Here is a 22,274-nt window from a genome sequence, read left to right as displayed (position 1 = left end):
CAAGGGCAGCCAAGCAACCGACGCTGAATTCACCGACGACGCTTTATATAAAAAGTCCTTGAGAGCATGAGTGCCAGGGTCCTCGTATCTAGTGGGTGTGCGGACCAGTTTCGATCTTGAGCTAAGAAGTCCTTCCGTCCGTTTTGGTCTTTTTCGCCATACTACGAGCCTCTCACAATTGAACAATCGCAACTTTATGCGAATTCTTAACGTGATCCAATCCGTAGCAAGCGTGCTCAATGATTCAGAGGATTATGTTTGATGATCGATTCTAGATTGAACCAGGCTCGCAAGTGTAAACTCTGAGGCAGCAAGTGAAGACCGAAGAAATGAGCCTAATTCAAGCTGCTATTGTTTGTCACGATGACGCGCACTACTTGAGTTCCGTGATCGGAGCACTGGGCGAGGTGCCCGTCACTGTGTTCGTGAGCGAGTCGTCGTGGGGCTCTGCTCCCGCGGGCAACTGGCAGCACACCGTCGAAGTCGCCGCCAAAGCCGGTGCTTCGGTCATCACCGGCGTTTGGTCCGATGAAGAATCCCAGCGAAAAGCAGTTCTAGAGTGGGCTAAGGCCGAACGCATCCAGTTCCTGATTGTTCCAGACTCGGATGAAATCCTGAGCGCGGAATTGCTTCTGTCGTTGAAGAAAATCGCAGCTATAGATTTGGCGGATGTTGTGTATTGCTCGATGAACACTTATTGGAAGAGTCCAGAGTATGTTATCCGTCCTCGCGAAAGGCTGATGCCGGTCATCATGCTGAAGCCAGCGGAAATCCGGTACGAATTTATTCGGGAATTTATCGGTTCTCGCCCGCTTGCGATCACACATGAACATGGTGTCTTGCAACACCTGAGCTATTCTGGCCCCGACAGCCGCGTACGGAGAAAGGTGAGTTCATGGAGCCACAAGGACGAAGTTGTGCCTAACTGGCTTGGCGATGTATGGACCAAATGGGACTCAGACAGAACGAAACAGCATTTGCATCCCACAAGGCCCGAGAAGTACGGCTTTGCTGAGCGCATAAAAGTACCGACCGAATTGGAGCATGCTTGGGCCGAGTATCTGGAAGCGCATGGCGGACAGGATCCACTACATTCGGAAAGCGATGAGATTGATACGGGTCAACCTTGGCCAAAGGTCTCGATCGTCATCCCTTTATATGGCGGCGGGGAAGACATCAGATTATGCCTTGATAGCCTTTCAAAGATTCGAGATGTAGTGCACGAAGTGATCGTGGTAGACGACCGTTCTCCTGATGAGGCCGCTGCAGTTGCCGAGTCGTTCGACTTCGTTAAGCTGCTTCGGAATGAAGTCAATGCTGGGTTCGCGAAGACCTGCAACTATGGGGCAAGCCAGAGCACCGGCGAAGTTATTCTGTTCCTGAATTCGGACACGATGGTTCCCAGAGTTGGATTTTTGAGGCAAATCAGGTCGTTGATGAAGTCGGGATCGATTGCCGCTGTCGGCCCGAGCAGCAATGCAGTTGGACACTTCCAGCGGATACCTGTTACTTATACATCGATCGAGCACATCGACCCATTTGCTGAGGATCTTGCCCTTTCTGGTCTCGATGACTTTGAGGCTGATATGCTGGTCGGATTCTGTTTGGCCGTACGCCGCACCGCTTGGGACGAAGTCGGTGGCTTCGATGAGCGATTTGCGGTCGGATTGTTCGAAGATAACGATCTTTGCTACAAGCTTCGCCGAGCTGGCTACCGACTGCTTGTAAATCCTAGCGCATTTGTCCATCACAAAGGCGGCGCGAGCCTGGACAGACACCATGAGCCTACTCAAGAACTGTTCCTGAAGAATGCGGATCTTTTCCACAAGAAATGGCAACGAGACATTGAAACAGGGTTTGCTTCGCATCTTTCTGGGAGAGGTCCTGACTCAATTCGATTTGACGAGAGTCGGCGACCGGAGAAGTTGATCGCGAATCTGAAAACCCGTGTGAAGGAAGCAAATATTTCGCTTTGCATGATCGTGAAGAATGAAGAGCGAGTCTTGGCTGACTGCTTGAGTTCTGCCAAGCCATTCTTCAACCAGATTGTTGTGGTTGACACAGGGAGCAACGACGCGACTGTCGAGATTGCTAAGTCATTTGGAGCCGAAGTCTATGAAATTCCTTGGCCCGATAGCTTTGCAAGCGCACGCAATGAGTCGCTATCACACGCAACTGGAGACTGGATTTGCTGGCTTGACGCGGATGACACTCTCCCCTTTTCCTCTGGAGAGAACATTGTTGGAGCTGTACTTTGGGCTCCAGCCCAGATAGGAGGCCTAGTGTTACCTGTCAGATTTGTGAACGATGATCCGGAATTCGGCTCATCTGTGGACCACGTAAAGGTCTTTCGAAACAACCAAGGTTTCCAGTTTGAGGGCCGAATTCATGAACAGATTCTTCCATCGCTTCGAGGCAAAGGTTTTGACGTCACTCGTATTCAAGCAGAGGTTCTACACACAGGTTACGATGTTAGCGAAGAAGGCCAGGCTCGAAAGCGACAGAGGGACGAAAAGCTTCTTAAGCTTGACTTGGAGGATAGGCCCGACCATCCGTTCGTTCTGTTCAACTTGGGTATGACAGCTCACTACAACGGCGAACACGAAGACGCCATAAAGTGGCTAGAAAAGTCCGTATCTTTCGCTAAGAGTGGAGAATCCCATGTTCGAAAAGCCTATGCACTTTGGGCCGTTTCAGTTCGAGAACTTGGAGATAACCAAACTGCGCTGCAAATTGTGGAAAAGGGGTTAGCCGAAGTAGGAGATGATCCGGAACTACTTTTCCATTTGGGTCTGCTTTGCACCAATTTGGGCAGGCTCGAGGATGCTGCTGTCGCCTATGAAAAGGTTCTCATGACGGATAGAAGCTCGTTTTTCAGCAGCTCTGACACCTTGATATTCGGATTTAAGACTCTCCACAACCTCGGCAATGTCTACAGCCAATTGAACGATCCGGTGCGTGCAAAGCAGAACTTCTTGGCAGCAATGCAATCCAACCCGAGATTCTTGCACAGCACATTCGATCTCTTCCGATTGTCACTATCTGAACGAGACTGGGGCACCGCGGAGGAGTGCCTCAGCAATGTTCAGAGGATTGAAGGGATTTCGAGCAACTTTGTGAAAATGGAGCAGCAATACCACGAGACTAGATTTGCGCGATAAAATCAATCTTGCATAACAAATGAGAAACCAAGCCAATTTAGGATTCGAGGAAAAGCTCTTCAAAGCTGCCGACAAGCTGCGAAAAAACATGGACGCGGCGGAGTACAAGCACGTCGTTCTCGGCTTGATCTTTCTCAAATACGTCTCGGACGCCTTCCAACACCGCCGAACTGCCCTCGAAGCTGAGCTCCGAGCCCCTGAAACCGGATTTGATGAAGACGCGATTCAGCGAACCCTTGAGGACCGGGATGAGTACGCCGGAGAAGGCGTCTTCTGGGTCCCGGTTCAAAGTCGGTGGGAGACCCTCCAGGCAACCGCCACTCAGCCAATGATCGGTCAGCGCATCGACGACGCCCTCTACCAGCTCGAACAAGAAAATCCGAGCCTCAGAGCGGTCTTCAATCGAAACTACGCCCGCCCCTCCCTCGAAGACCGAACCCTCACTGAGCTTATCAACCTCTTCTCCGATATCGACTTCATGGCCGGTCGACACGACGACAGCGAGTCAGAGCAGGATGTCGTTGGAAGGGTCTACGAATACTGCCTCAAGAGCTTTGCTTCCCTAGAAGGCAAACGAGGCGGGCAGTTCTACACTCCCCCGGTCGTGGTCCGAATCCTTACCGAGATGCTGGAGCCGTTCGAGGGTCGGGTCTTCGACCCTTGTTGCGGAAGCGGCGGCATGTTCGTCCAAAGTAAGAAGTTCATCCGCGAGCACACCCGCAAACAGCCGGGCATGTTCAACCCCAAGGGCATAAGCGTATACGGGCAGGAGAGCAACGAGACCACCTGGCGGCTCTGCCAGATGAACCTTGCCGTCCATGGGATCGACGGGGACATCAAGTGGAACCCCGAGGGTTCCTTCCTCCGGGATGCTCACCCCGACCTCCGGGCTGACTTCGTCATCGCCAACCCGCCCTTCAACGACTCCGACTGGAGCGGTCAGCTCCTCCGCGATGATCCCCGATGGAGGCTAGGGGTTCCTCCCGCCGGGAACGCGAACTACGCCTGGATTCAACACTTCCTCTACCACCTCAACGAGGACGGCTTCGCGGGCTTCGTTATGGCCAACGGCTCCCTCAGCTCCCAACAGTCGGGAGAGGGAGACATTCGGCGGAGGATGGTGGAGGAGGACCTGGTCGACTGTATCGTCGCTCTTCCCGGTCAACTCTTCTACTCGACCGGTATCCCCGTCTGCCTCTGGTTCCTCGCCAAGAACAAAGCGGGGAAGGGATTCCGGAATCGCAAGGGCGAGACTCTCTTCATCAACGCCGGAAAGCTTGGCTACCTAGAAGACCGAACTCACCGGATGTTCGAGGATGAGGAGATTGCCCGGATCACCGACACCTACCACCGATGGCGAGGAACCCTGGACGGAGCCTATGAGGACGTGCCCGGCTTCTGCAAGTCCGCCACTCGCGAGGAGATAGCCAAAAGCGACTTCGTGCTCACTCCTGGTCGTTATTGCGGCTCCGAAGCCGTCGAGGACGACGGGGAAGAATTCGCCGTCAAGTTCGCGAGGCTTCGGGAGACGCTCGAAGAGCAGTTCAATGAGTCAACAAAGCTCCAAGAGCAGATAAGACAAAGCTTAGACTTTTCATGCCAGTAAATGGATTCAGGTGGGAGGAACTCATGAAAAAACTTGTAAGCAGATGTCTGAAGCTGGGAAAGAAAGAATGGCTCAATCTTCAAAGCAAGGGGTTCTCCAACATCCAGGATCTCCTGGAATTTAGCCTGAAAGCACCGCAGCGATTTATGACTTTTCTAGGACTTGTTGGAATTAGTTTTCCAAGCCTCAACATGCTGGGCTATTTAAGTGAACTCGCTGGTAGGAGGGTCAACTCCAAGGGAACCGCCTTGCTTGCAGACCCAGTGTTCTATCAATGGCTGTCAAAAGTTTTCGCGGAGCAATGGTCGGGGCTCCTTCTCGCCTTCGTTTCCGGTCTTTGGTACCACAGATACAGCTCGTCTGCAGCGCGAGAAAAAGAGCTTATCGTAAGCTGCTTCTCACATGTCAATTTTCCGACTAGACTCAATGCGGTCATCGGAGGGAAAACAATTGTCCTAACTGCATTCGCCCTGTATTTCGGATTCGCTGTGCTAGCTGCAAGTTCAGGATTACTTTGGCTTTACTTGACTATTTGCATCTTCATCAACGTACAGGATTTTGTTGGAAACACCCTGACGATTGCGAATGTTGGACAACTTCTCAAAGACCCTGTCTTTGTGCCAGATGTTTCAGATCCTGAATCAAAGTACTGCATTGAACGCCGAAAGCCAATCTGGAATTTTTACTTAGAGCGGCCACATCTTCCTCGAATCGCAGTTCAACAGCTTGCTCTAATAATTATTCTCGTTCTTGCCCTCAAGACAAATTTCGCAACCTGGCTCCTGAATTTGCTTACATCGATGGTTCTAATTAGTAACTTCATAGTTGTTAGCTCGTGGAGGGTAGAACGCGATGAAGAATTGGAGCGGATATCTGCCTCTAAGACTGAGAACCAGTCAGCAGTGTTCAACGGGCAGAATTGAATTCAATGGCGTCAGCTATGTGGAGACTCAAACACTGATGAAAGAAATCCTCGGCAAAGCCCAAACCGTCCGTGAGCTCCTCAAGGACAAACGCTACTCCATCGACTACTACCAGCGGGAGTACAAGTGGCAAGAGAAGCAGATTCAGGAGCTCATAGACGACCTCTCGGATCGTTTCCTTGACGACCACCGCGCGGGCGACCCTTGGAGTAAGGTTCGCGATTACGGCCACTACTTCCTCGGCTCGGTGATCATCAGCGACAAAGGCGGGCTCAAGTTCATTGTCGATGGTCAACAGCGAATAACGAGTCTCACGATCCTCCTGATCTATCTCAACAACCTTCAGGTGGACCACGAGAAGAAGGCGAAGATTCAGGATCTCATAGTCAGTGAGCAGTACGGCGACATCGCCTTTAACCTCGACGGAGGGAAGGACAGCGAGCGAGTTCCCGCTTTCGAGGCCCTCTACAAAGGCGAGCCGTTCGACGCGACTGACCGCTCGGAATCGGTACGGAACATTGTCCAACGCTACGCCGACATCGAGGAGTATTTTCCCGGCGAGCTGAAGGGTGACTCCCTGCCTCTCTTCATCGACTGGGTCGCGGATAACGTCCACCTCGTCGAGATCACCGCCTACTCGGACGACGACGCCTACACCATCTTCGAGACCATGAACGACAGGGGGCTCTCCCTCACGCCGTCCGACATGCTAAAGGGCTACCTCCTTGCCAACATCCAGGATTCCCAGAAGCGGGAGGCCGCCTCTGACCGGTGGAAGCTCCGCGTCCGCGAAATCCAAGAGCTCGACCGCAACGCCGATACCGATTTCTCGAACAAGCTCGAAGCCGACTTCTTCAAATCGTGGCTCCGGAGTCAGTACTCGACCAAGATTCGCGAGCGAAGGAAAGGGGCCAAGAACGAGGACTTCGACCGCATCGGAACAGAGTTTCACCGATGGCTCCGCGACGAAGCCGACCACGTGGGGCTAAAGGCTTCGGACGACTACTTCCAGTTCATCAACCGGGACTTCGACTTCTTCGCCCGCCAATACCAGCGCATCGTCTTGGCCTCCCGAACCAGGACGGAGGGCTTGGAGCACATCCGCTACAACGCCCATCACCGCTTCACCCTCCAGACGCTGGTCCTTTTGGCTCCTCTCAGGTCGACCGACTCGGAGGAGGTCGTTCTCCGCAAGTTCCGGCTCGTGAGTCAGTTCATCAACATCCTTCTCGCGTGGCGCATCTGGAATTACCGGGCAACCGAGTACTCACCGATGCTCTATGCGATGTTCAATCTTGTAAAGGACATCCGGGGTCTCGATCCTGGGCCCCTCGCTCAGGTTCTCTTTGACAAGCTCCAACAAGAACCCGAGAACTTCCTCAACGTCAGCTACATGCACGAGGCCGGTATCGGCTTGGCCGTCCACCAGGGAAACCGCAAGCAGCTCCACTGCCTCCTCGCCCGGATAACGGAATACATCGAGCTCCAAAGCGGCATGCCCTCTCGCTACGAGGAGTACATGTCGGAGGATTCCAAGAAGCGGTACGAGGTCGAGCACATCTGGGCGAACAAGCCGGAGCGACACGCCGATGAGTTCCCGAATCCAGATGAGTTCCGACGGCATCGAAACCGGTTTGGCGGCCTGCTCCTCCTCCCGAAGAGCTTCAACGCGAGCTATGGAGCCCTCCCGTTCGAGCAAAAGCGGGATCACTATTTCGGCCAAAACCTGCTCGCGGGATCAATGGCTCCCCTCGCCTACCAAAACAACCCCGGGTTCTTGCGGTTCATCTCTGAGAGCGGGCTACCGTTTCATGCCAACGAACAATTCGGCAAAACCGACCTTGACGAGCGGTACGAGCTTTACCGAAGCCTCGCCGAGATGGTCTGGAATCCCGCTTCACTCCTACGAGAAGGTGAGCTGCTTTGAATTGGGAAGAAATCTTCAAGGCTTGGGGGCTTCCTGCATTGGTTGGAGCGGCAACGGGCCTTGCGACGCTGCTGCTCAACAGGCGGCTCCCTTTCCAGCAACAGCTTAACGAATTGCAGCTACAAGAATTGAATTCACGCTTCAAGGATATTGTCCTTAGTACGAGAGGCTTCAATGATCATCTCTATAAAGTGATTTATCTATATGCCGAAATCAAGGAAGCCGAAACACACGAGAGAGAAGCATTACGACAAGAGCTGTTTCAGTCTTTTCTGGTCCCTGAGTACATTGCACCGGTTCAAGAGTTCATGTTCTCGCTCGTGGCTCCAGATGCCGTCATAAAGGCGGCCGCAGAATATCAGCTTGCCATGGCCGCACTACCAGTAATGGCGATGAACCTTATAGACACCGTCGGCCCAGATGTTGCTTGGCAAACCGTAATGCACCAAGCGAACCAACCCCTAGATATGCTGGCAAAAGAGATCAGGAATACCCTTGGAATCAATGACCTAACAGAAATGAATCGCTACCATTCTCTCTCTACTCGGACCAGATTTCACAATTGGCTAAGAATGAAGCAAAACAAGCTGCTTCGAAGGGTGCCAGCATCTCCGTACGAGAGCCTGCTTTTTTCGACCCAGATGGCAAAACTAAGGGCCGTGGTCGAAGCAGACCTCGGATCTGGGGAGGATCAGCCTACAGTAAATGATCTAATGGGCCAACCAGACGGGGCGACGGATGATCTTTCTACCGGTGAGGCCATCAAAAGGACAAGAGAGTTTAGAGTTCAAGGTGACCGAGAGGAGAGCGGTTCGTGAAAACGCCTTCCTTGGAATCTCGGAGCGAAAGCCCGCTTCCAATCAACGCGAACGAGCAATTCGTCAAGGCCGATCTTGACGAACGGTACGAGCTTCACCGAAGCCTTGCCGGGATGGTCTGGAACCCAGGTGGTCTATTGGCTGGAGGCAAGTCTTGAAGGTGAAGTTTCGTGTCTCGACTTGGGGTGAAGAAGTTGAACTCAAGTATGGAAAGGCGATTCGAGGGTACGACACTGATTCCGGCCCCTATCGAGTTTTCGGTACGAATGGACCTGTCGGCTGGACAGGCGACAGCTTAACGGAAGGTCCTGGCGTAATCCTTGGACGAAAAGGAGCGTATCGGGGAGTCCATTTCTCAAAAGAGCCATTCTGGGTTATTGATACGGCTTACTACCTTGAGCCGAAGTCCAGTCTAAACTTTCGATGGCTGTACTATGCGGCCATTGCGAGCAAACTCGGCGAAATCGACGATGGATCACCGATTCCCTCGACAACCAGGGCTGCCGTCCGAGACGTCCCGTTGCTAGTGCCTTCGGCGGATGTTCAAGACAGCATAGCCAATGTCCTTGGGTCGCTCGACGACAAGATTGAGCTGAATCGGCGGATGAATGAGACGTTGGAGGCGATGGCGCGGGCGATTTTCCGGTCGTGGTTTGTCGACTTCGACCCGGTCCGCATCAAAGCTCGCGGCGGCGACCCCACCGCCGAACTCGGCCTCTCCCCCGAAATCGCCGCCCTGTTCCCCGACTCCTTCCAAGACTCCGAACTCGGCCAAATCCCGCAGGGTTGGAAGGCTTCGACGGTGGGTAAAGAGTTTAGGCTGACCATGGGGCAATCCCCTCCTGGGGAGAGCTACAACTCCTCAGGCGAGGGAATCCCGTTCTATCAAGGAAAGACTGACTACGGATGGAGATTCCCCGAGCGGCGGCTATCCTGCACCGCTCCAACTCGCTTTGCCGAAGAGGGTGACACCCTGGTAAGCGTGAGGGCTCCCGTCGGAGCTCTCAACGTCGCCAACGAACGATGTTGCATCGGTCGAGGACTAGCCGCGATTCGACATCTTAGTGGCTCAATGTCGCTGACCTACTATGCCATGGGTGAGCTTTCAGACCAGTTCAAGGTATTCGAAGAGTCTGGAACGGTGTTCGGTTCGATAACGAAGCAAGGGTTCGTCGGGCTTCCATTCGTTACTCCTTCGCTCGAAGTTGCTCTTGCTTTCAACCACCTCGTGGGGGCTATTGACCTTCAAATCGCCGCCAATGAACGGGAATCTAGCACTTTGGCAGAGACAAGAGACTACTTGCTACCGCGTCTTCTGTCAGGATCGCTATGCGCAGGGGCCGAAAATGCGTAGAAAGACGAAAGCTGAAGAAGCCAAACCTCAAGGTGTAGAGGCGGCTGCAGCCAAGGTTGTAGCAGCACCCCCTGAGCATTCAGAAGCCGGGGTAGAACATCCCACTTCGCACGTTCCTGACGCAAACGCCCTCGCCGACGAGAAAATCTACATTGAAGAGCGTTCCGCCCTTGTCAAGCGACGAAACGAGCTTGGCGACCTCTTTGACAAGTCGCGAACGTACATTGCGGGTGGCGCGATTGCTGTCTCCGCGACTCTCTTGAAAGAATTGCTCCCCCGCGCCACGAAAGAGGCCCTATTCTGGGTGTTTGTGTCTTGGAGTCTTTTGACCTTCGCGCTGATCTTTTCGTTGACCGCCGTTTACGTTGCAAACCTCTCATTTCAGAGAGCTACCAACTTGCTAGACGATGACCGACGCAACATGTGGGAAGCAAGGAGACTCAATGATCGTGGCAATAAATACAACTTGTGGCTTGATCGATTCCTAAACCCCGCAAGCATCGTCCTTATTTTGCTAGGGGTATTGACCCTCGGGGTTGCCTTGATGCAACTTATCCCTACTGCCACTAACCCCACTAAAGGAGCAAATGTGAGCGACGACCAACCAACGACAAACACGACCTCGGGAACCCCGGATACCACTAGAAGCTTTGGCTCAAGCAACCGTCCGGTGACCCCACCGCCTTCACAACCCGCAAGCGGAAACTCGTCTACGCAAGACAACTCGGGAGACAAGAAGCAGTAATGGCGACAAGCGACGACAAGCCCGCTAAACATGTTAATTTGCCGGAGATCACAAGAAACATTGGGGCGTCTGACCGTCCAGTCACGCCGCCAAGCGACGCGGCCCAGGCAACTTCAACTATCCAGAGGACTGACGGTCAAGGAGCGAACAGCAATGAGCAAAAGTGATCAGGACTTAGCTGGAGCCCAATCAAGGCCTATAACGCCCTCCGGCGCCGGTCAACCGGGAGCAACGAACTCAGCTCCGAGCCGTCCGGTGACTCCTCCTCCACCTCCTCCCAACAGCGGCAACAATAGAGGCAGCAAGAAATGAGCAAGGATAAGCCGAACGTTCGGACTGGTCAAAGCCCCGGCCCAAACCGCGAATCTACAGGCCCCGCGCCCTCACGCCCGGTTACTCCGCCTCCTCCACATCCGCCGCCCCCTCCCGAGAGAAAGAAATAAGCAACCACAAAGAGTATGAAATCATATCCGGCGTTTTAGGCGAAAGCATAGGAGGCACGAGCCACCAAATTACCCACTGAGTGGGTCTGCGAAGCAGAACTCTAACCCGCCTCCAAAGCCGCGGACGGTTAGCTGCCGCACCGAACTGGCACGCGATAGCCTTTTCACCCTTAGGGTGAAGGTGTATAATGGGATGACCTCTTGATTACGATCCGGTTTGCCAACAAGAAGCTGGAGAAGGCTTTTCTGGAGCTCAAAGCCGGAACGAAGCTTTGGGGTGATGTGGTGGCGAAGAAGTATATCGAGCGTGTAAATGCGCTTCAAGCTGTCAACGACGTCTCGGAGTTCGGGAAGTCCTTTCCGCATTACCGCGACCACGACCTTAAAGGGCCGAGAGCGGGCTTGCGGGCCTTCACTTTGCATGACCGATGGAGATTGGAGTATTGGCCCGACGCGGACGGAAAGGGAGCCGTGATTGAGGAGGTGAGCAACCACTATGGCGACTAAGCCTTTGATTTCAGATTATCTGGTGGCTCCGGGGTTTTACGTTCGGGAGGCCCTGGACGCATTGAACATGACCCAGGGCGAACTTGCCGAGCGGATGGGTCGACCGGACCAGCTCGTGAGCGAGATCGTCAACGCCAAGAAGGAGATCACCGAGGAGACCGCCTTTGACCTGGAGGCCGTTCTCGGAACACCCGCTCATGTTTGGCTGAACCTGGAGACGACCTATCGCTACGGCCTCCAAGCTCGGCAACGTGCCGCCCGGATGGCCGAACAGATCACCCTCGCCGCCAACTTTCCGTACAACGACCTGGTGAAGGTTGGTGCGGTGGCCAAGACCCGAGATCAGTCCGAGCGGGTTGGAGAGCTCTGTGGTTTCTTCAACGTTGCAAAGCTGGACGCGGTAGCGACCGCGTACGCCCCTGCTTTTCGAAAGGATCGCAAGAAGGAACCCTGTCCTTATGCCCTGGCGGCATGGCTTCGGATGGGAGAGCGTGAAGCGGAAAGGATGGACCTTCCTGAGTACGACAAGGCTCGGACACGGTCATGTTTGGCAGAACTGCGGAGGGTGACTCGCGGAGGCGGGGACATTGTCGAAGCGATCCGAGAGATTCTGGGTTCGTGTGGAATCGCCTTTGTCGCAGCCCCACACCTACCGAAGACCTACGCTAATGGGGCGACTTTCTGGCATCGTTCCCGGCCCGTTGTTCTGCTCAGCGTCCGAGGCGCGTACGAGGACATCTTTTGGTTCACCCTCTTCCATGAGATAGGGCACATTCTTCTCCACGAGAAGACGGCGACCTTTATCGAGGGGCTCGGAACCACTTCACAGCAGGAGACTGAAGCCGACGAATTCTCCCGGGATTCATTGATCCCGATAGAAGCGTGGACAAGATTCGTGTCTGATCAAGACTTCTCGCGAGATTCGGTGACATCCTTCGCCGCAACTCAGGAAGTCGCACCTGCGGTCGTGGTTGGTCGACTTTGCCACGAGTTCAACGCTTTCGATCAACTTCACCACCTGCGAAGCCTACGCAGGAAACTCGAATTCTCGGAGGCGGGAGAATGAGCAAGCTAACAAAAGCGGAAATTGACCTGCTTGTGGCGGGAAACGCCGATGAGTCCAAAACGCTCGAGTTTAAATCGGCCATGTATTCGGATTCCAAAGATGGTACTAAAGAGTTTCTCAAGGACGTGACTGCTTTTGCGAATAGTCAAGGCGGCCTCCTAATAATCGGGATATCAGAGCAAAGGAGCGAGGATGGAATTGTGTCAGCAACCTCCGCCGATGGCGTGGATGTTTCCCTCGATCAGTTTAAGCAGAAGTATGAAAACAAGCTCCGGGACAATTGTGATCCGCCACTCAACTCTGTGAACATTTACGGAGTAGAAGGATTCCCACACGGACGTGTCATCGTTCTGGATATTCCGCGTAGCTGGATAGGTCCGCACAGGGTTAGGATTAGCGAACAAAGCTATTTCTATCTGAGAACTTCCTCAAAGGCAGAGCCTATGGATTCGCGAGAGATTCGTCAAGCGTTCCAGGTTGCTGATTCTCTTACAGAACGGATAAAGAGGTGGAGAGCTGAACGGGTCGGACTGATCTCTGTCGGTCAAGGTCAGATTCGAAACGTTACAACGGGCATGGCTGTGGTTCACGTTATACCTCTTGAATCATTCACTGAATCTGCTTTCATTGATGTCACAGCCTCGGGGTTGCGAGGAGCCCTGCCATTTGCTTTCGAAGGAGGAGCATTGCCCAAACTGAACTTCGACGGAATTCTGTCAACCGTGATGCCCGATCGCCGCAAGACCTCTTATTCACAACTTTTTCGGAATGGGGTATTTGAAGGCGTCACTGAAGTTGGGAACACAAACGGACCCGGTGGAACAATTGCAGCGGAACACTGGGAGAATCAAACTATTGACTATGTTTTGGGATGCTTAACATTTCTATCTAGGATTGGCCTTAGTCGGAACATCATCATTTCTTTGAGCCTTACCGGGTGTCATGGGCGAACTTTGTACATGGGGCGAAAGAGTAACGAGGAGCCGATCGACCGAGATATTCTTCTGCTTCCCGAAATTGAGCTACAAGATACTTCAGGATGTATGGACAAGAAGGTCGTAAGACAACTCTTGGCTCCCGCCTTTGATGTGGCCTATCAAGCAGTTGGGATACCCTGTTCACCTTACTCTAAGACTTCGGGTGAAAAGCAATGAGCAGGCTGTCAGAGCAGGAGCTCGAAGAGCTTCACCTCCAGTGGCTCGGTGAACTTGGGTGGAAGCATGTTTTCGGGCCTGATATTGAGCCGGAGAAGCCCGCCGCCGAGCGCGATGAGTTCTCCACCGTCTTTCTATCCGGAAGACTCCGCGAAGCTCTCCGACGCCTGAATCCGGGAGTTTCGCAAGCGGTCCTTGATGAGGCGTTCCGAATCGTAACTCGACCAGACTCCCCTGACCTCATCACCAGCAACCGGAACTTCCATCGAATGCTCTCGGACTCTGTGAGGGTCCCCTATCGTGACGCTGACGGTAAAGATGCAACGGCGAACGTCGTCTTGGTTGACTGGGAATCGCCAGAAGAGAACGACCTCATCGCGGTCAACCAGTTCACCATCATCGAGAGACAGAACATCGGAGGGGATCACCTCCCGGCAACCGAAAGAAATCGCCGTCCGGACATTATTCTCTTTGTGAACGGCCTTCCGTTCGTCGTCATCGAACTCAAGAACGCCGCCGATGAGAAAGCCACGGTAGAGGCGGCCTTTAACCAGATTCAGACTTACAAGGCTCAGATTACGAGCCTCTTCAACTACAACGCGATTTGCGTGATCTCGGACGGGCTCGACGCTCGGCTCGGGACCATCAGTAGCGACTGGGAGCGGTTCATGCCTTGGAGGGCAATCGAGCATCCCATCGAGGGGAAGGGCGACTTGCGTACGCTCACCTTCGGAATTCTTCAACCCCGCCGATTTCTCGATCTCGTCCGCTACTTCTTGGTCTTCGAGGACACCAAACACGGGCCGATCAAAAAGGTCGCGGGATATCACCAGTACCACGCCGTGAACACCGCCCTTGAAGCGGCGATCCGGGCGAGTGAGGAGGGATCGGACGGACGCGGAGGGGTGGTCTGGCACACCCAAGGAAGCGGAAAGAGCCTCACAATGGCCTACTTCGCTGGGCGAATCGTGCTCTCCGATGAGATGCGAAACCCTACAATTGTGGTTGTCACCGACCGGAACGACCTCGACGAGCAGCTCTTCAACACGTTCGCCTCGTGTAAGGACCTCCTTCGCCAAACTCCGACCCGGGCGGAGTCTCGACCGGAAATCCGTCGTCTCCTGAGCGTTCCAGCGGGCGGAGTGATCTTCACCACGATTCAGAAGTTCTTCCCGACCGCCGAGGAAGAGTCGTTCCCGGCTCTCACCGACCGTCGGAACGTGATTGTCCTTGCCGATGAAGCCCACCGCTCGCAATACGGGCTAGAGGCTCGAATCAACCAAAAGGGCGAGATCGCGGAAGGATACGCGATGCACATGCGCAACGCCCTCCCGAACGCTACTTTCATGGCGTTCACGGGAACGCCGATCCAGCTCACGAACGCTAATACGGTTCAAGTTTTCGGCGACGTGATCAGCGTTTACAACGTGCAACGAGCCGTTGAGGACGGAGCGACGGTTCCGATCTATTACGAGGGTCGATTCGCAAAGTTGAGTCTAGACGAGGATCAGCGTCCGAAGATTGACCCCGAATTCGAAGAGATCACAGAGGGAGAGGAAGAGACCGCTCGCGAGCGACTGAAGCGGGAGTGGGCGGCAACCGAAGCCCTCGTGGGCGATCCGAAACGGCTCAACCTTGTCGCCGATGACCTTGTTGAGCATTGGGAGAATCGGGTCGATGGAATGGCCCGAACGGGAGTTGACGGAAAGGCGATGATCGTCTGCATGAGCCGCCGAATCGCGGTCGCGATGTTCAACGCCCTCACCCGCCTTCGCCCCGAGTGGGACGCTCCTCACGATAGCGAGGGAGTCTTGAAAGTGATCATGACCGGAGCGGCAAGTGACCCTCCCGAGTTTCAGCGTCACATCCGCTCGAAGAGGTCGCTGGAGGACTTGGCGAATCGCTATAAGGACCCCAACGATCCGTTTAAGCTCGTGATCGTCTGCGACATGTGGCTCACCGGGTTTGACGCTCCTTGCATGCACACGATGTACCTGGATAAGCCGATGAAGGGACACAACCTCATGCAGGCTATCGCTCGCGTGAACCGGGTCTTCCAGAATAAACCGGGTGGATTGATCGTCGATTACCTTGGGCTTGGGGAGCCGCTGAAGAAGGCCCTTGCCGAGTACGCCCAGGCGAGCGGAGGGGATAAGGAAGACGCCGCCCAAACACAAGCAAAGGCAATCAAGGCCTTCTTCGAGAAGCTCGACACTTGTCGCGGCCTTCTCCACGGCTTCACCTACGACGACTGGATGACCGGGACGCCACAGGACCGGCTAGAGCTATTGGCCGACGCGGTCGATCTCGTTCTCGGGTTCGATGACGAGAAGCAGAAGCGATTCTCTGCCCGGGTCTACGAACTCGGCCAAGCGTACGCCCTTTCCGTTCCAGACGAGAAGGTTATGGAGCACAAATTGGAGGTTGCGTTCTTCCAATCCATCCGAGCCGCATATCAGAAAGAAATCAATGTTCCAAAGCCCGGGCAAGCTCGAACAAATGCTGACCGTGAGCTCGCCGTAAAGCAGCTTGTTTCTAAGGCGATCCTTCCCGGAGGCGTGGTCGACCTCTTTCAGGCAGCGGGAATCGAAAAGCCGAACATTGCCCTCCTCTCTGACGAGTTCTTGAACGACCTCAAGAACCTTCCCAGGAAGAATCTCGCTCTGGAGCTACTGAAGAGGCTTCTTAATGAGGAGATCGCTCTGAAGTCGGAGAAGAACGTCGTCAAGGCCCGAACCTTCGCGGAGATGCTGGAGGAGGCGGTCAAACGATACACAAACCAGGCTATCGAGATGGCTCAACTCATTGAGGAGTTGGTCCAGATGGCGAAGGACTTCAGAGACCAGCGAAACCAAGGCTCCCGGCTCGGACTCAACGAAGATGAAGAGTCCTTCTACGACGCCTTGGCCACGAACAACAACGCGGTAGAGGTTATGGGTGACCAGAAGCTCGCACTCATCGCGCGTGAGCTCCTCTCGACGGTAAGACAGAACGCGACGATTGACTGGCATGTTCGCGACAGCGTCCGGGCGAACCTTCGACGGCTCATCAAGCGGATTCTCCGCAAGTATGGTTACCCTCCTGACTTCGAGAATGCGGCGGTTCAGTTCGTGATCGAACAAGCCGAGGTCATCTGTAAGGGCATCTAGGCCGAAAAGTTCTGCGCTGTGTCAAAACAACACGAATCATGCTGCCTCACGCTGTTCTTCGCCAACTATATTCTCGGCGATACCTCGAACTTGTATCACACGATCTGATGCTGCCCCTGAAAATGCTCCACTCACAAAGCAAGACCATAAATAATGATCGCTTGGCTCAACATGACTGAACGCTAAGACTTGTCCTTAGAATTTCTCTGCCGTCAACTCTGCCGTCAAACGACCTCTCAAAACAGAAAAATCCCACTCAAAAGCGGGATTTTGAACCTAAAATATGGAGCCGGAAACAGGATTCGAACCCGCGACCCGCTGTTTACAAAACAGCCGCTCTACCACTGAGCTATTCCGGCCTGAAGAGAAAAGAGATTACCCAATTTGGGCAATCTCTTTCATAGTCGAATTTTCTGAATTAGCCGCGTCGCTTGCGAGCTTTGACCAATCGTGGGTTGCCGTTTGCATCAAATGCCAGCTTGTGACCTGCTGGAATCTTGCTCAGAGCGGCCATGACTTCGGCAGGAATTTCTGCAGTCTTGGTCGATCGCTTGGCACCAGTTCGGCTACCCTTACGGAAGGATGCCTGGGCTGACTTAGCATCAGCATCGGTTTCGACTGGGCTGATTTCCTTACCCTCGACCTTAAACAGCATTGCGCTTGGTGGGATGTGAACGAAAACGTTAGATTCCGAGCTAAGCATGCGCACTTCGAACGGAAGAGTGTATTTCTTTGCGCCGACTTTCAAGGTGAGGACGTTAGTTTTTGGGTTAGCCTTTAGCTTAAGAGCTTTGGTGATTTTTTCAACGTTATTAGACAATGGGTTGACTCCTTTATATCTAGTACCAGATTATTGCACAAAGAATACGCAATGTCACTATTACTTTTGAAAATTGTAAAGATTCTTCAACCAAAGCCGACCGCGACTCTCACTGCACCAGATAGACGACAACAAGCTGACACAAGTGTGAATCTATTCTTAACGCGTACGAGTGCGCGATGCCGCGGTAGACTTGAAGGGAAGTTACAGCTTACTGATTGCGGCTAGCACTTCTTCTGCATGGCCGGCCGGCTTCACCTTGTTCCAAACTTGCCGAACGACTCCTTCGCCATCCACCAAGAAGGTTGTGCGCTCGACACCCATATACTTCTTGCCGTACATCGACTTTTCGACCCAAACCCCGGCTGCTTCGCATAGTTGGTTATCGACGTCTGCCAATAGAGTGAACTTCAGATCAAACTTTTCTGCAAACTTGCGATGCGACTTGACTGGATCAGGGCTCACTCCAACGACCGTTGCGCCAGAGAACTTTGGCAGCGATTCATTAAATTCGCAAGCTTCTACAGTGCATCCAGAGGTGTCATCTTTCGGATAGAAGTAAAAGATTACAGGCTTGCCTTCGAAATCAGACAGCATCTTTTCATCACCGTTCTGATCGAGCAACTTGAAATCTGGGAAAGGCTGGTTTTCGATTAGCATATCAATCCTAATTACGCGTCAAAGTGGTCGTCCATCAGCATTGCCTGCATCAAATCAACCCTTAAAACGACACCCATCAGTCGGCCATTTTCAACCACGGGGAGAATCGTGAGCCCGCTCGATACCATCGTCAAGAGTGCATCGCTCACTTCGGCATCAATGCTCGCTGTTGTTGGCGAGAGCGAGGCAAATGACATTACAGGTTCTTTGCCGATCTTCAGGACACCGCCTTGGGTCTGACTTGCGCGCACGATGTCCCCCTCCGTAATCACCGCCTGAGGGACTTCGTTCTCATCCACGACAACCAGCGCAGGGAATTGGTAGATGTCCATTTTGTCAACGGCATCTCGAATCGTCGAGTATGTCCGTAGCATAGGAATATGCGCGTGCAGGATTTCGCGGAGCGTCATGAATGGCTCTATTATGAACTTCTTGCAAAACTGAGAGTACTGACAGGTATTGCGGCCGCAGAATCGTTCCGAACATTACTTTGGGATTGCAGAAGATGTCGAACTTGTCACCAACAAATCTGAAAATGATGAAGCGAAGGCTCAAGGCCTGCCCGCTCTGTGGAACGCTCAACGTGCGCTCCACATGCGAGTGCTTTATCTGCGGATGGTACGGCAAGTTCGAGAATGATCCTAAACTGATCCAAGCCCAGCTTGAGCTGGTGATGGACGCAAGTCCTGAACTGTTCGAGATTCTGAAAAAGGCACCTGTTCAAACCTCGAAGAGCACACAGTTCTCAAGGCTGTTCAAGAGCCTGCTGAGCCCGATAGACCGTACCGTCTGATAGAACCCGAACGGGTATGATCATTCATCGAGTGCGGGCCTGTAGCTCAGAGGTTAGAGCCGGCGGCTCATAATCGCTTGGTCGTGGGTTCGATTCCCACCTGGCCCACTTTTTTACCGCACTAGACTCAAGTTAACCTTTAGCTTGCTCGAACCCTTTGGCATTTGGATCGTCAACATCTGGACGCCTTCATTCTGGTTCTCAGCCGCTGTGTATGGAGTTGCTGCGACGACTGCAAATTGTCCTGCGCCTTCTGCAATTTCGACTTTGAGCGTCTTGCCGTCTTGTTTCAGGATTGCCGTTCGACCCGAATTCTCGATCGAAGCTCGGGTCAGCATCGCCCATCTCCAGGCATTCACCGAGTTATCCACTGAATCAGTGATCATCAAATCTTCGCGGTTCTTGAACAAGAAGGTTCGTGCGATGGACTTTGCTGCTCGTGGGTAAGCGGCAGTCAGGCTGACGTTTACGACTGGATTTTGGCCAGAAAGAACTTGTGCCATGGTCGACCGACCGGTTGGCGATTGATTTGGAGTTCCGAAGGTCAGGGTGTTGTGTGCCGCAGTTTGGTTTCGGAATATCTTCCATCGGCCACCGTTGGCAACGTCAAAATAGCCTGGCAGCGAGTACTTATCCTTGCCCAAGTCGATCGCCCATCGGACTCCACCTGCTTCGTAGACAAAGGAACCAAGGTCGAGTTGACCATGAGGAGTACCGTTTGTGCCAGCCTTGATCGCCACGAATGAGGCGTTGGAATCATTCCACTTGCCGCGGAGTGTGACCACCGATTGCTGACCAGTGTAACCGTTGTCCAGCGGAAGTTCCGTGGTTCGAGCGATGCCTGGTGCGGAGTACCATGCCACGAACAGCGGCATCAATCGGTTTTCTTCGCTCCACTCGACTTGAGAGGTGGCAGTTTGAACCGCAGCCTGAGTTGCCCAACTGGCAATACTTGGTTGGTTGTGAATTCGGCTGAGTTCTAGGCTTGCGATTGGTGCATAGAAAGAGCTGCTCGCATCACCGAAGTTGAAGTTCATGCCGGTTGAGCCCTGAATGATCAGTGGGTACTTGTTGGTTTCGGCGTAGATTTTGTCCTTAAGGATGCATCGGTTCGCACCAAAAGAAAGTTCCAAAGACCGGCTCATCATGGTGTGGAAGTTCATGCCGTAGCGCCAATAAACTGGGCCTTCGCTAGGCATTCCACTCGGCTTGTAATCCCTGATTGTTCGAGCAGCCGCCTTGGTACTGAAGTTGATGATCTTTGCAGCCAGTTGTGGCTCTTCGTCATAAACAGCCAGCGCACCGAGGGTCAATCCAGAAGAACAGACTTGAGTCCAGTTGTGCGAACCACGTGCCCAGTCCGATCCACCGGTGAATTCGTTCATGCCTGGTTGAAGTCCCTTCATCACAATCGCGTATCGAATCTTGGTTCGCTCAGCTTCAGTGAGCGTCGGGTAGAGCCAGTCGTAACCGATTCCCATTGCTGCAGTCATTTCAGCCGTACCCAAGAAGTGGCCAGGGAACCAATCTGGGAAGCCAGCCGCATTCAAAAGCTCAACCTTTGCCCGCTGAGAATACATCTCGTTCCCAGTTAAGCGGTAAGCCATCGACAGCGTCAAAGTGTTGGCGAGGACATCTCGGGAAACGGTTAGCAAACTACCTTCGATGATTTGGTATTGGCGTGGCTGTGCACCGAGAAGGCGATCTGCTTGACGAATGTTCTCGTTTCGCAGGATCTGATAGTCGTTTTGTGCGAGGAAGTTTGAATCTGCGACGAGTGTGGTTCCACCGAGGATCACGCGTGGATGAGGCTTGATGATCTGCGCATTGGCGACGGTGCCAAGGGCCAAACTCAGGAGAAGAACATTCAATCGCATGCCTGACCTAAGGTCAAGCAACGTGCCAAATTGGGGAAAATTTTAAATCGAGTCTATTTGCCGGGTGACATATCGTTCCACATCGTCGTGCCCGATATAGAAATGCTGGCTAAAAACCCCAGGATGCAACCGTATCAGAGCGACTGGGATTCCGTCGAATAGTAACGCCGCAACTTCTTGCGCTTCCTTTGGGGAAAGCTTGTCGCCATCAATGCGCGTGACGATCAAATGCAGTAAGTCTTCTTCACCTTCAAACTGGTAACGCATCTCGCCAAAGTGACCACAATAGTCATTCGGCTCAAGCCCAATGAGAGCGACGGTGTTTGCTAACGGGCTCTGGGGCAAGCTCGGGTCGAACTGAGGCAACTTAATAGTCCGATTATCCGCGATCGCTTCTAACAGGCTGGAGATAACTTGATTTCTACGCTCGATCTCTGGGTTCATCGTGTCGACTTTTTGCGATAGATCACCATACAATTGGGCTTCATCGAACCTGGCAAGCGGTCGCTGAGCTTAAAGAAGAGCTTGCCCATGGTTGGCGAGATGTTTGCCTCGTTTTGGCGGTAGGTCGGATTAAAGTAATTGTAGTGCCCGGCGTGCGCAATCTCCAGACCCGCATTTTGGCCGTATCGCACAAGTTCTTTCAGGGTGCTTTCTCGATAGTGGTTTGGCGAGCCACGCTCTAAGCTGATTTCTTCGAAAGGATGCCGACCTGCCAAAAGCTGTATGCGCTTTCGCAGCGCCAAAGGATTCGGAGTCTGGCAAATGATGACTCCGCCCGGTTCTGTTAGCGAGGCAAGAAATTTCAGAACAACTTCCGGCGCAGTATAAAGGTGCTCGATGACCTCCGCGAAGACAACCACTGGATACTGCGGCATATCCTTTCGCCACTGGTCTTCGAACTGGGAATCATTCAAATCAAATTGGTAATTGAATCCAAACGGCGTCTCTTCGTCGGGTGAAAAGCTGAGTGCGTCGACCGTGCAACCGAATTGCCGGTGAAAGAACAACGCGGTGAAGGTGGGACCGACATCCAGGATCTTTGAACTGGAGTTGATGCCAAGCTCTTCTAGAATCAGCGCGAGTGTCGCAAATCGCCGCGAATGGTAGCCGATGTATTCATTCGTAAAGCACAAGTGCTTTTCGGGAAGCCCTTCAAATTTTTCTTCGCGCATCAACAAGATCTTTTGTTCAAGCGCGGCAAGTTTTTTCTTATCCAAGCTCACCATGGTTATTACCGAGAAGGATACCGCCCATCGGCAGGGCCTATA

The 22,274-nt window shown here is 53.2% G+C and carries 19 protein-coding genes and 2 tRNA genes; 14 read left to right on the top strand and 7 right to left on the bottom strand.

Going from position 1 to position 22,274, the window contains the following annotated elements; translation table 11 throughout:
* Window positions 1–329: 329 nt before the first annotated feature.
* The 12 genes from J0L72_04190 (at window position 330) to J0L72_04135 (ending at window position 16,853) form a co-directional block, all read left to right on the top strand.
* A complete protein-coding gene (locus J0L72_04190; protein ID MBN8689976.1) occupies window positions 330–3,161 on the top strand; it encodes a glycosyltransferase in 2,832 nt (943 codons plus the stop codon).
* Between the two features lie 19 nt (window positions 3,162–3,180).
* On the top strand, window positions 3,181–4,767 hold the full coding sequence (locus J0L72_04185) for an SAM-dependent DNA methyltransferase (GenBank protein MBN8689975.1): 1,587 nt from the start codon (window positions 3,181–3,183) through the stop codon (window positions 4,765–4,767).
* Window positions 4,758–5,690, top strand: a complete 933-nt coding sequence (locus J0L72_04180) for a hypothetical protein (GenBank protein ID MBN8689974.1) — start codon at window positions 4,758–4,760, stop codon at window positions 5,688–5,690. Before J0L72_04185 ends, J0L72_04180 begins: the two co-directional genes overlap by 10 nt.
* 37 nt (window positions 5,691–5,727) lie before the next feature.
* Complete coding sequence (locus J0L72_04175; GenBank protein ID MBN8689973.1) at window positions 5,728–7,617, top strand: DUF262 domain-containing protein; 1,890 nt, start codon at window positions 5,728–5,730, stop codon at window positions 7,615–7,617.
* Window positions 7,614–8,435: a hypothetical protein gene (locus tag J0L72_04170; protein ID MBN8689972.1), complete on the top strand. Its 822-nt coding sequence runs from the start codon at window positions 7,614–7,616 to the stop codon at window positions 8,433–8,435. Before J0L72_04175 ends, J0L72_04170 begins: the two co-directional genes overlap by 4 nt.
* The gene (locus tag J0L72_04165) at window positions 8,432–8,593 is read left to right on the top strand and encodes a hypothetical protein (GenBank protein MBN8689971.1); all 162 of its coding nucleotides are present in this window, start codon (window positions 8,432–8,434) and stop codon (window positions 8,591–8,593) included. Before J0L72_04170 ends, J0L72_04165 begins: the two co-directional genes overlap by 4 nt.
* Window positions 8,590–9,789 carry a restriction endonuclease subunit S gene (locus J0L72_04160; protein ID MBN8689970.1) on the top strand — a complete coding sequence of 400 codons (1,200 nt, stop codon included), beginning with the start codon at window positions 8,590–8,592 and terminating at the stop codon, window positions 9,787–9,789. The genes J0L72_04165 and J0L72_04160 overlap by 4 nt, the downstream gene beginning before the upstream one ends.
* Window positions 9,782–10,534 carry a hypothetical protein gene (locus J0L72_04155; GenBank protein ID MBN8689969.1) on the top strand — a complete coding sequence of 251 codons (753 nt, stop codon included), beginning with the start codon at window positions 9,782–9,784 and terminating at the stop codon, window positions 10,532–10,534. Before J0L72_04160 ends, J0L72_04155 begins: the two co-directional genes overlap by 8 nt.
* A 644-nt stretch (window positions 10,535–11,178) precedes the next feature.
* Complete coding sequence (locus J0L72_04150; protein MBN8689968.1) at window positions 11,179–11,484, top strand: plasmid maintenance system killer; 306 nt, start codon at window positions 11,179–11,181, stop codon at window positions 11,482–11,484.
* A complete protein-coding gene (locus J0L72_04145; protein MBN8689967.1) occupies window positions 11,474–12,550 on the top strand; it encodes a HigA family addiction module antidote protein in 1,077 nt (358 codons plus the stop codon). Before J0L72_04150 ends, J0L72_04145 begins: the two co-directional genes overlap by 11 nt.
* On the top strand, window positions 12,547–13,704 hold the full coding sequence (locus tag J0L72_04140) for an ATP-binding protein (protein MBN8689966.1): 1,158 nt from the start codon (window positions 12,547–12,549) through the stop codon (window positions 13,702–13,704). Before J0L72_04145 ends, J0L72_04140 begins: the two co-directional genes overlap by 4 nt.
* Window positions 13,701–16,853 (top strand): type I restriction endonuclease subunit R, encoded by a 3,153-nt coding sequence (locus J0L72_04135; GenBank protein ID MBN8689965.1) that lies wholly within the window; start codon window positions 13,701–13,703, stop codon window positions 16,851–16,853. Before J0L72_04140 ends, J0L72_04135 begins: the two co-directional genes overlap by 4 nt.
* A gap of 284 nt (window positions 16,854–17,137) precedes the next feature.
* Here the strand turns inward: J0L72_04135 and J0L72_04130 are convergent.
* The 4 genes from J0L72_04130 to J0L72_04115 all read right to left on the bottom strand — a co-directional run bounded on the left by J0L72_04130 (window position 17,138) and on the right by J0L72_04115 (window position 18,707).
* Window positions 17,138–17,212, bottom strand: a tRNA-Thr gene (locus J0L72_04130).
* 59 nt (window positions 17,213–17,271) lie between these two features.
* Window positions 17,272–17,673 carry a hypothetical protein gene (locus J0L72_04125; GenBank protein ID MBN8689964.1) on the bottom strand — a complete coding sequence of 134 codons (402 nt, stop codon included), beginning with the start codon at window positions 17,671–17,673 and terminating at the stop codon, window positions 17,272–17,274.
* 204 nt (window positions 17,674–17,877) lie between these two features.
* Entirely contained in the window at window positions 17,878–18,333 is a 456-nt protein-coding gene (bcp, locus tag J0L72_04120) for a thioredoxin-dependent thiol peroxidase (protein ID MBN8689963.1), read from the bottom strand.
* A gap of 11 nt (window positions 18,334–18,344) precedes the next feature.
* A complete protein-coding gene (locus tag J0L72_04115) occupies window positions 18,345–18,707 on the bottom strand; it encodes a CBS domain-containing protein (protein ID MBN8689962.1) in 363 nt (120 codons plus the stop codon).
* Between the two features lie 131 nt (window positions 18,708–18,838).
* Here J0L72_04115 and J0L72_04110 point away from each other — a divergent pair, with 131 nt between their 5' ends.
* Window positions 18,839–19,126, top strand: a complete 288-nt coding sequence (locus J0L72_04110) for a hypothetical protein (GenBank protein ID MBN8689961.1) — start codon at window positions 18,839–18,841, stop codon at window positions 19,124–19,126.
* Between the two features lie 35 nt (window positions 19,127–19,161).
* Window positions 19,162–19,234: transfer RNA gene (locus J0L72_04105), tRNA-Ile, on the top strand.
* Between the two features lie 5 nt (window positions 19,235–19,239).
* Here J0L72_04105 and J0L72_04100 read toward each other — a convergent pair.
* Genes J0L72_04100 through J0L72_04090 form a run of 3 tightly spaced genes read right to left on the bottom strand, consistent with a single transcriptional unit; the run spans window position 19,240 to window position 22,223 of the window.
* Entirely contained in the window at window positions 19,240–21,003 is a 1,764-nt protein-coding gene (locus J0L72_04100; GenBank protein ID MBN8689960.1) for a heparinase II/III family protein, read from the bottom strand.
* Between the two features lie 42 nt (window positions 21,004–21,045).
* Complete coding sequence (locus J0L72_04095) at window positions 21,046–21,447, bottom strand: hypothetical protein (protein MBN8689959.1); 402 nt, start codon at window positions 21,445–21,447, stop codon at window positions 21,046–21,048.
* A complete protein-coding gene (locus tag J0L72_04090; protein MBN8689958.1) occupies window positions 21,444–22,223 on the bottom strand; it encodes a class I SAM-dependent methyltransferase in 780 nt (259 codons plus the stop codon). The genes J0L72_04095 and J0L72_04090 overlap by 4 nt, the downstream gene beginning before the upstream one ends.
* Window positions 22,224–22,274 lie beyond the last annotated feature (51 nt).

It is taken from the genome of Armatimonadota bacterium, from assembly GCA_017303935.1.
Classification (GTDB): domain Bacteria; phylum Armatimonadota; class Fimbriimonadia; order Fimbriimonadales; family Fimbriimonadaceae; genus JAFLBD01.
This window is presented reverse-complemented; position numbering and strand designations above follow the sequence as displayed.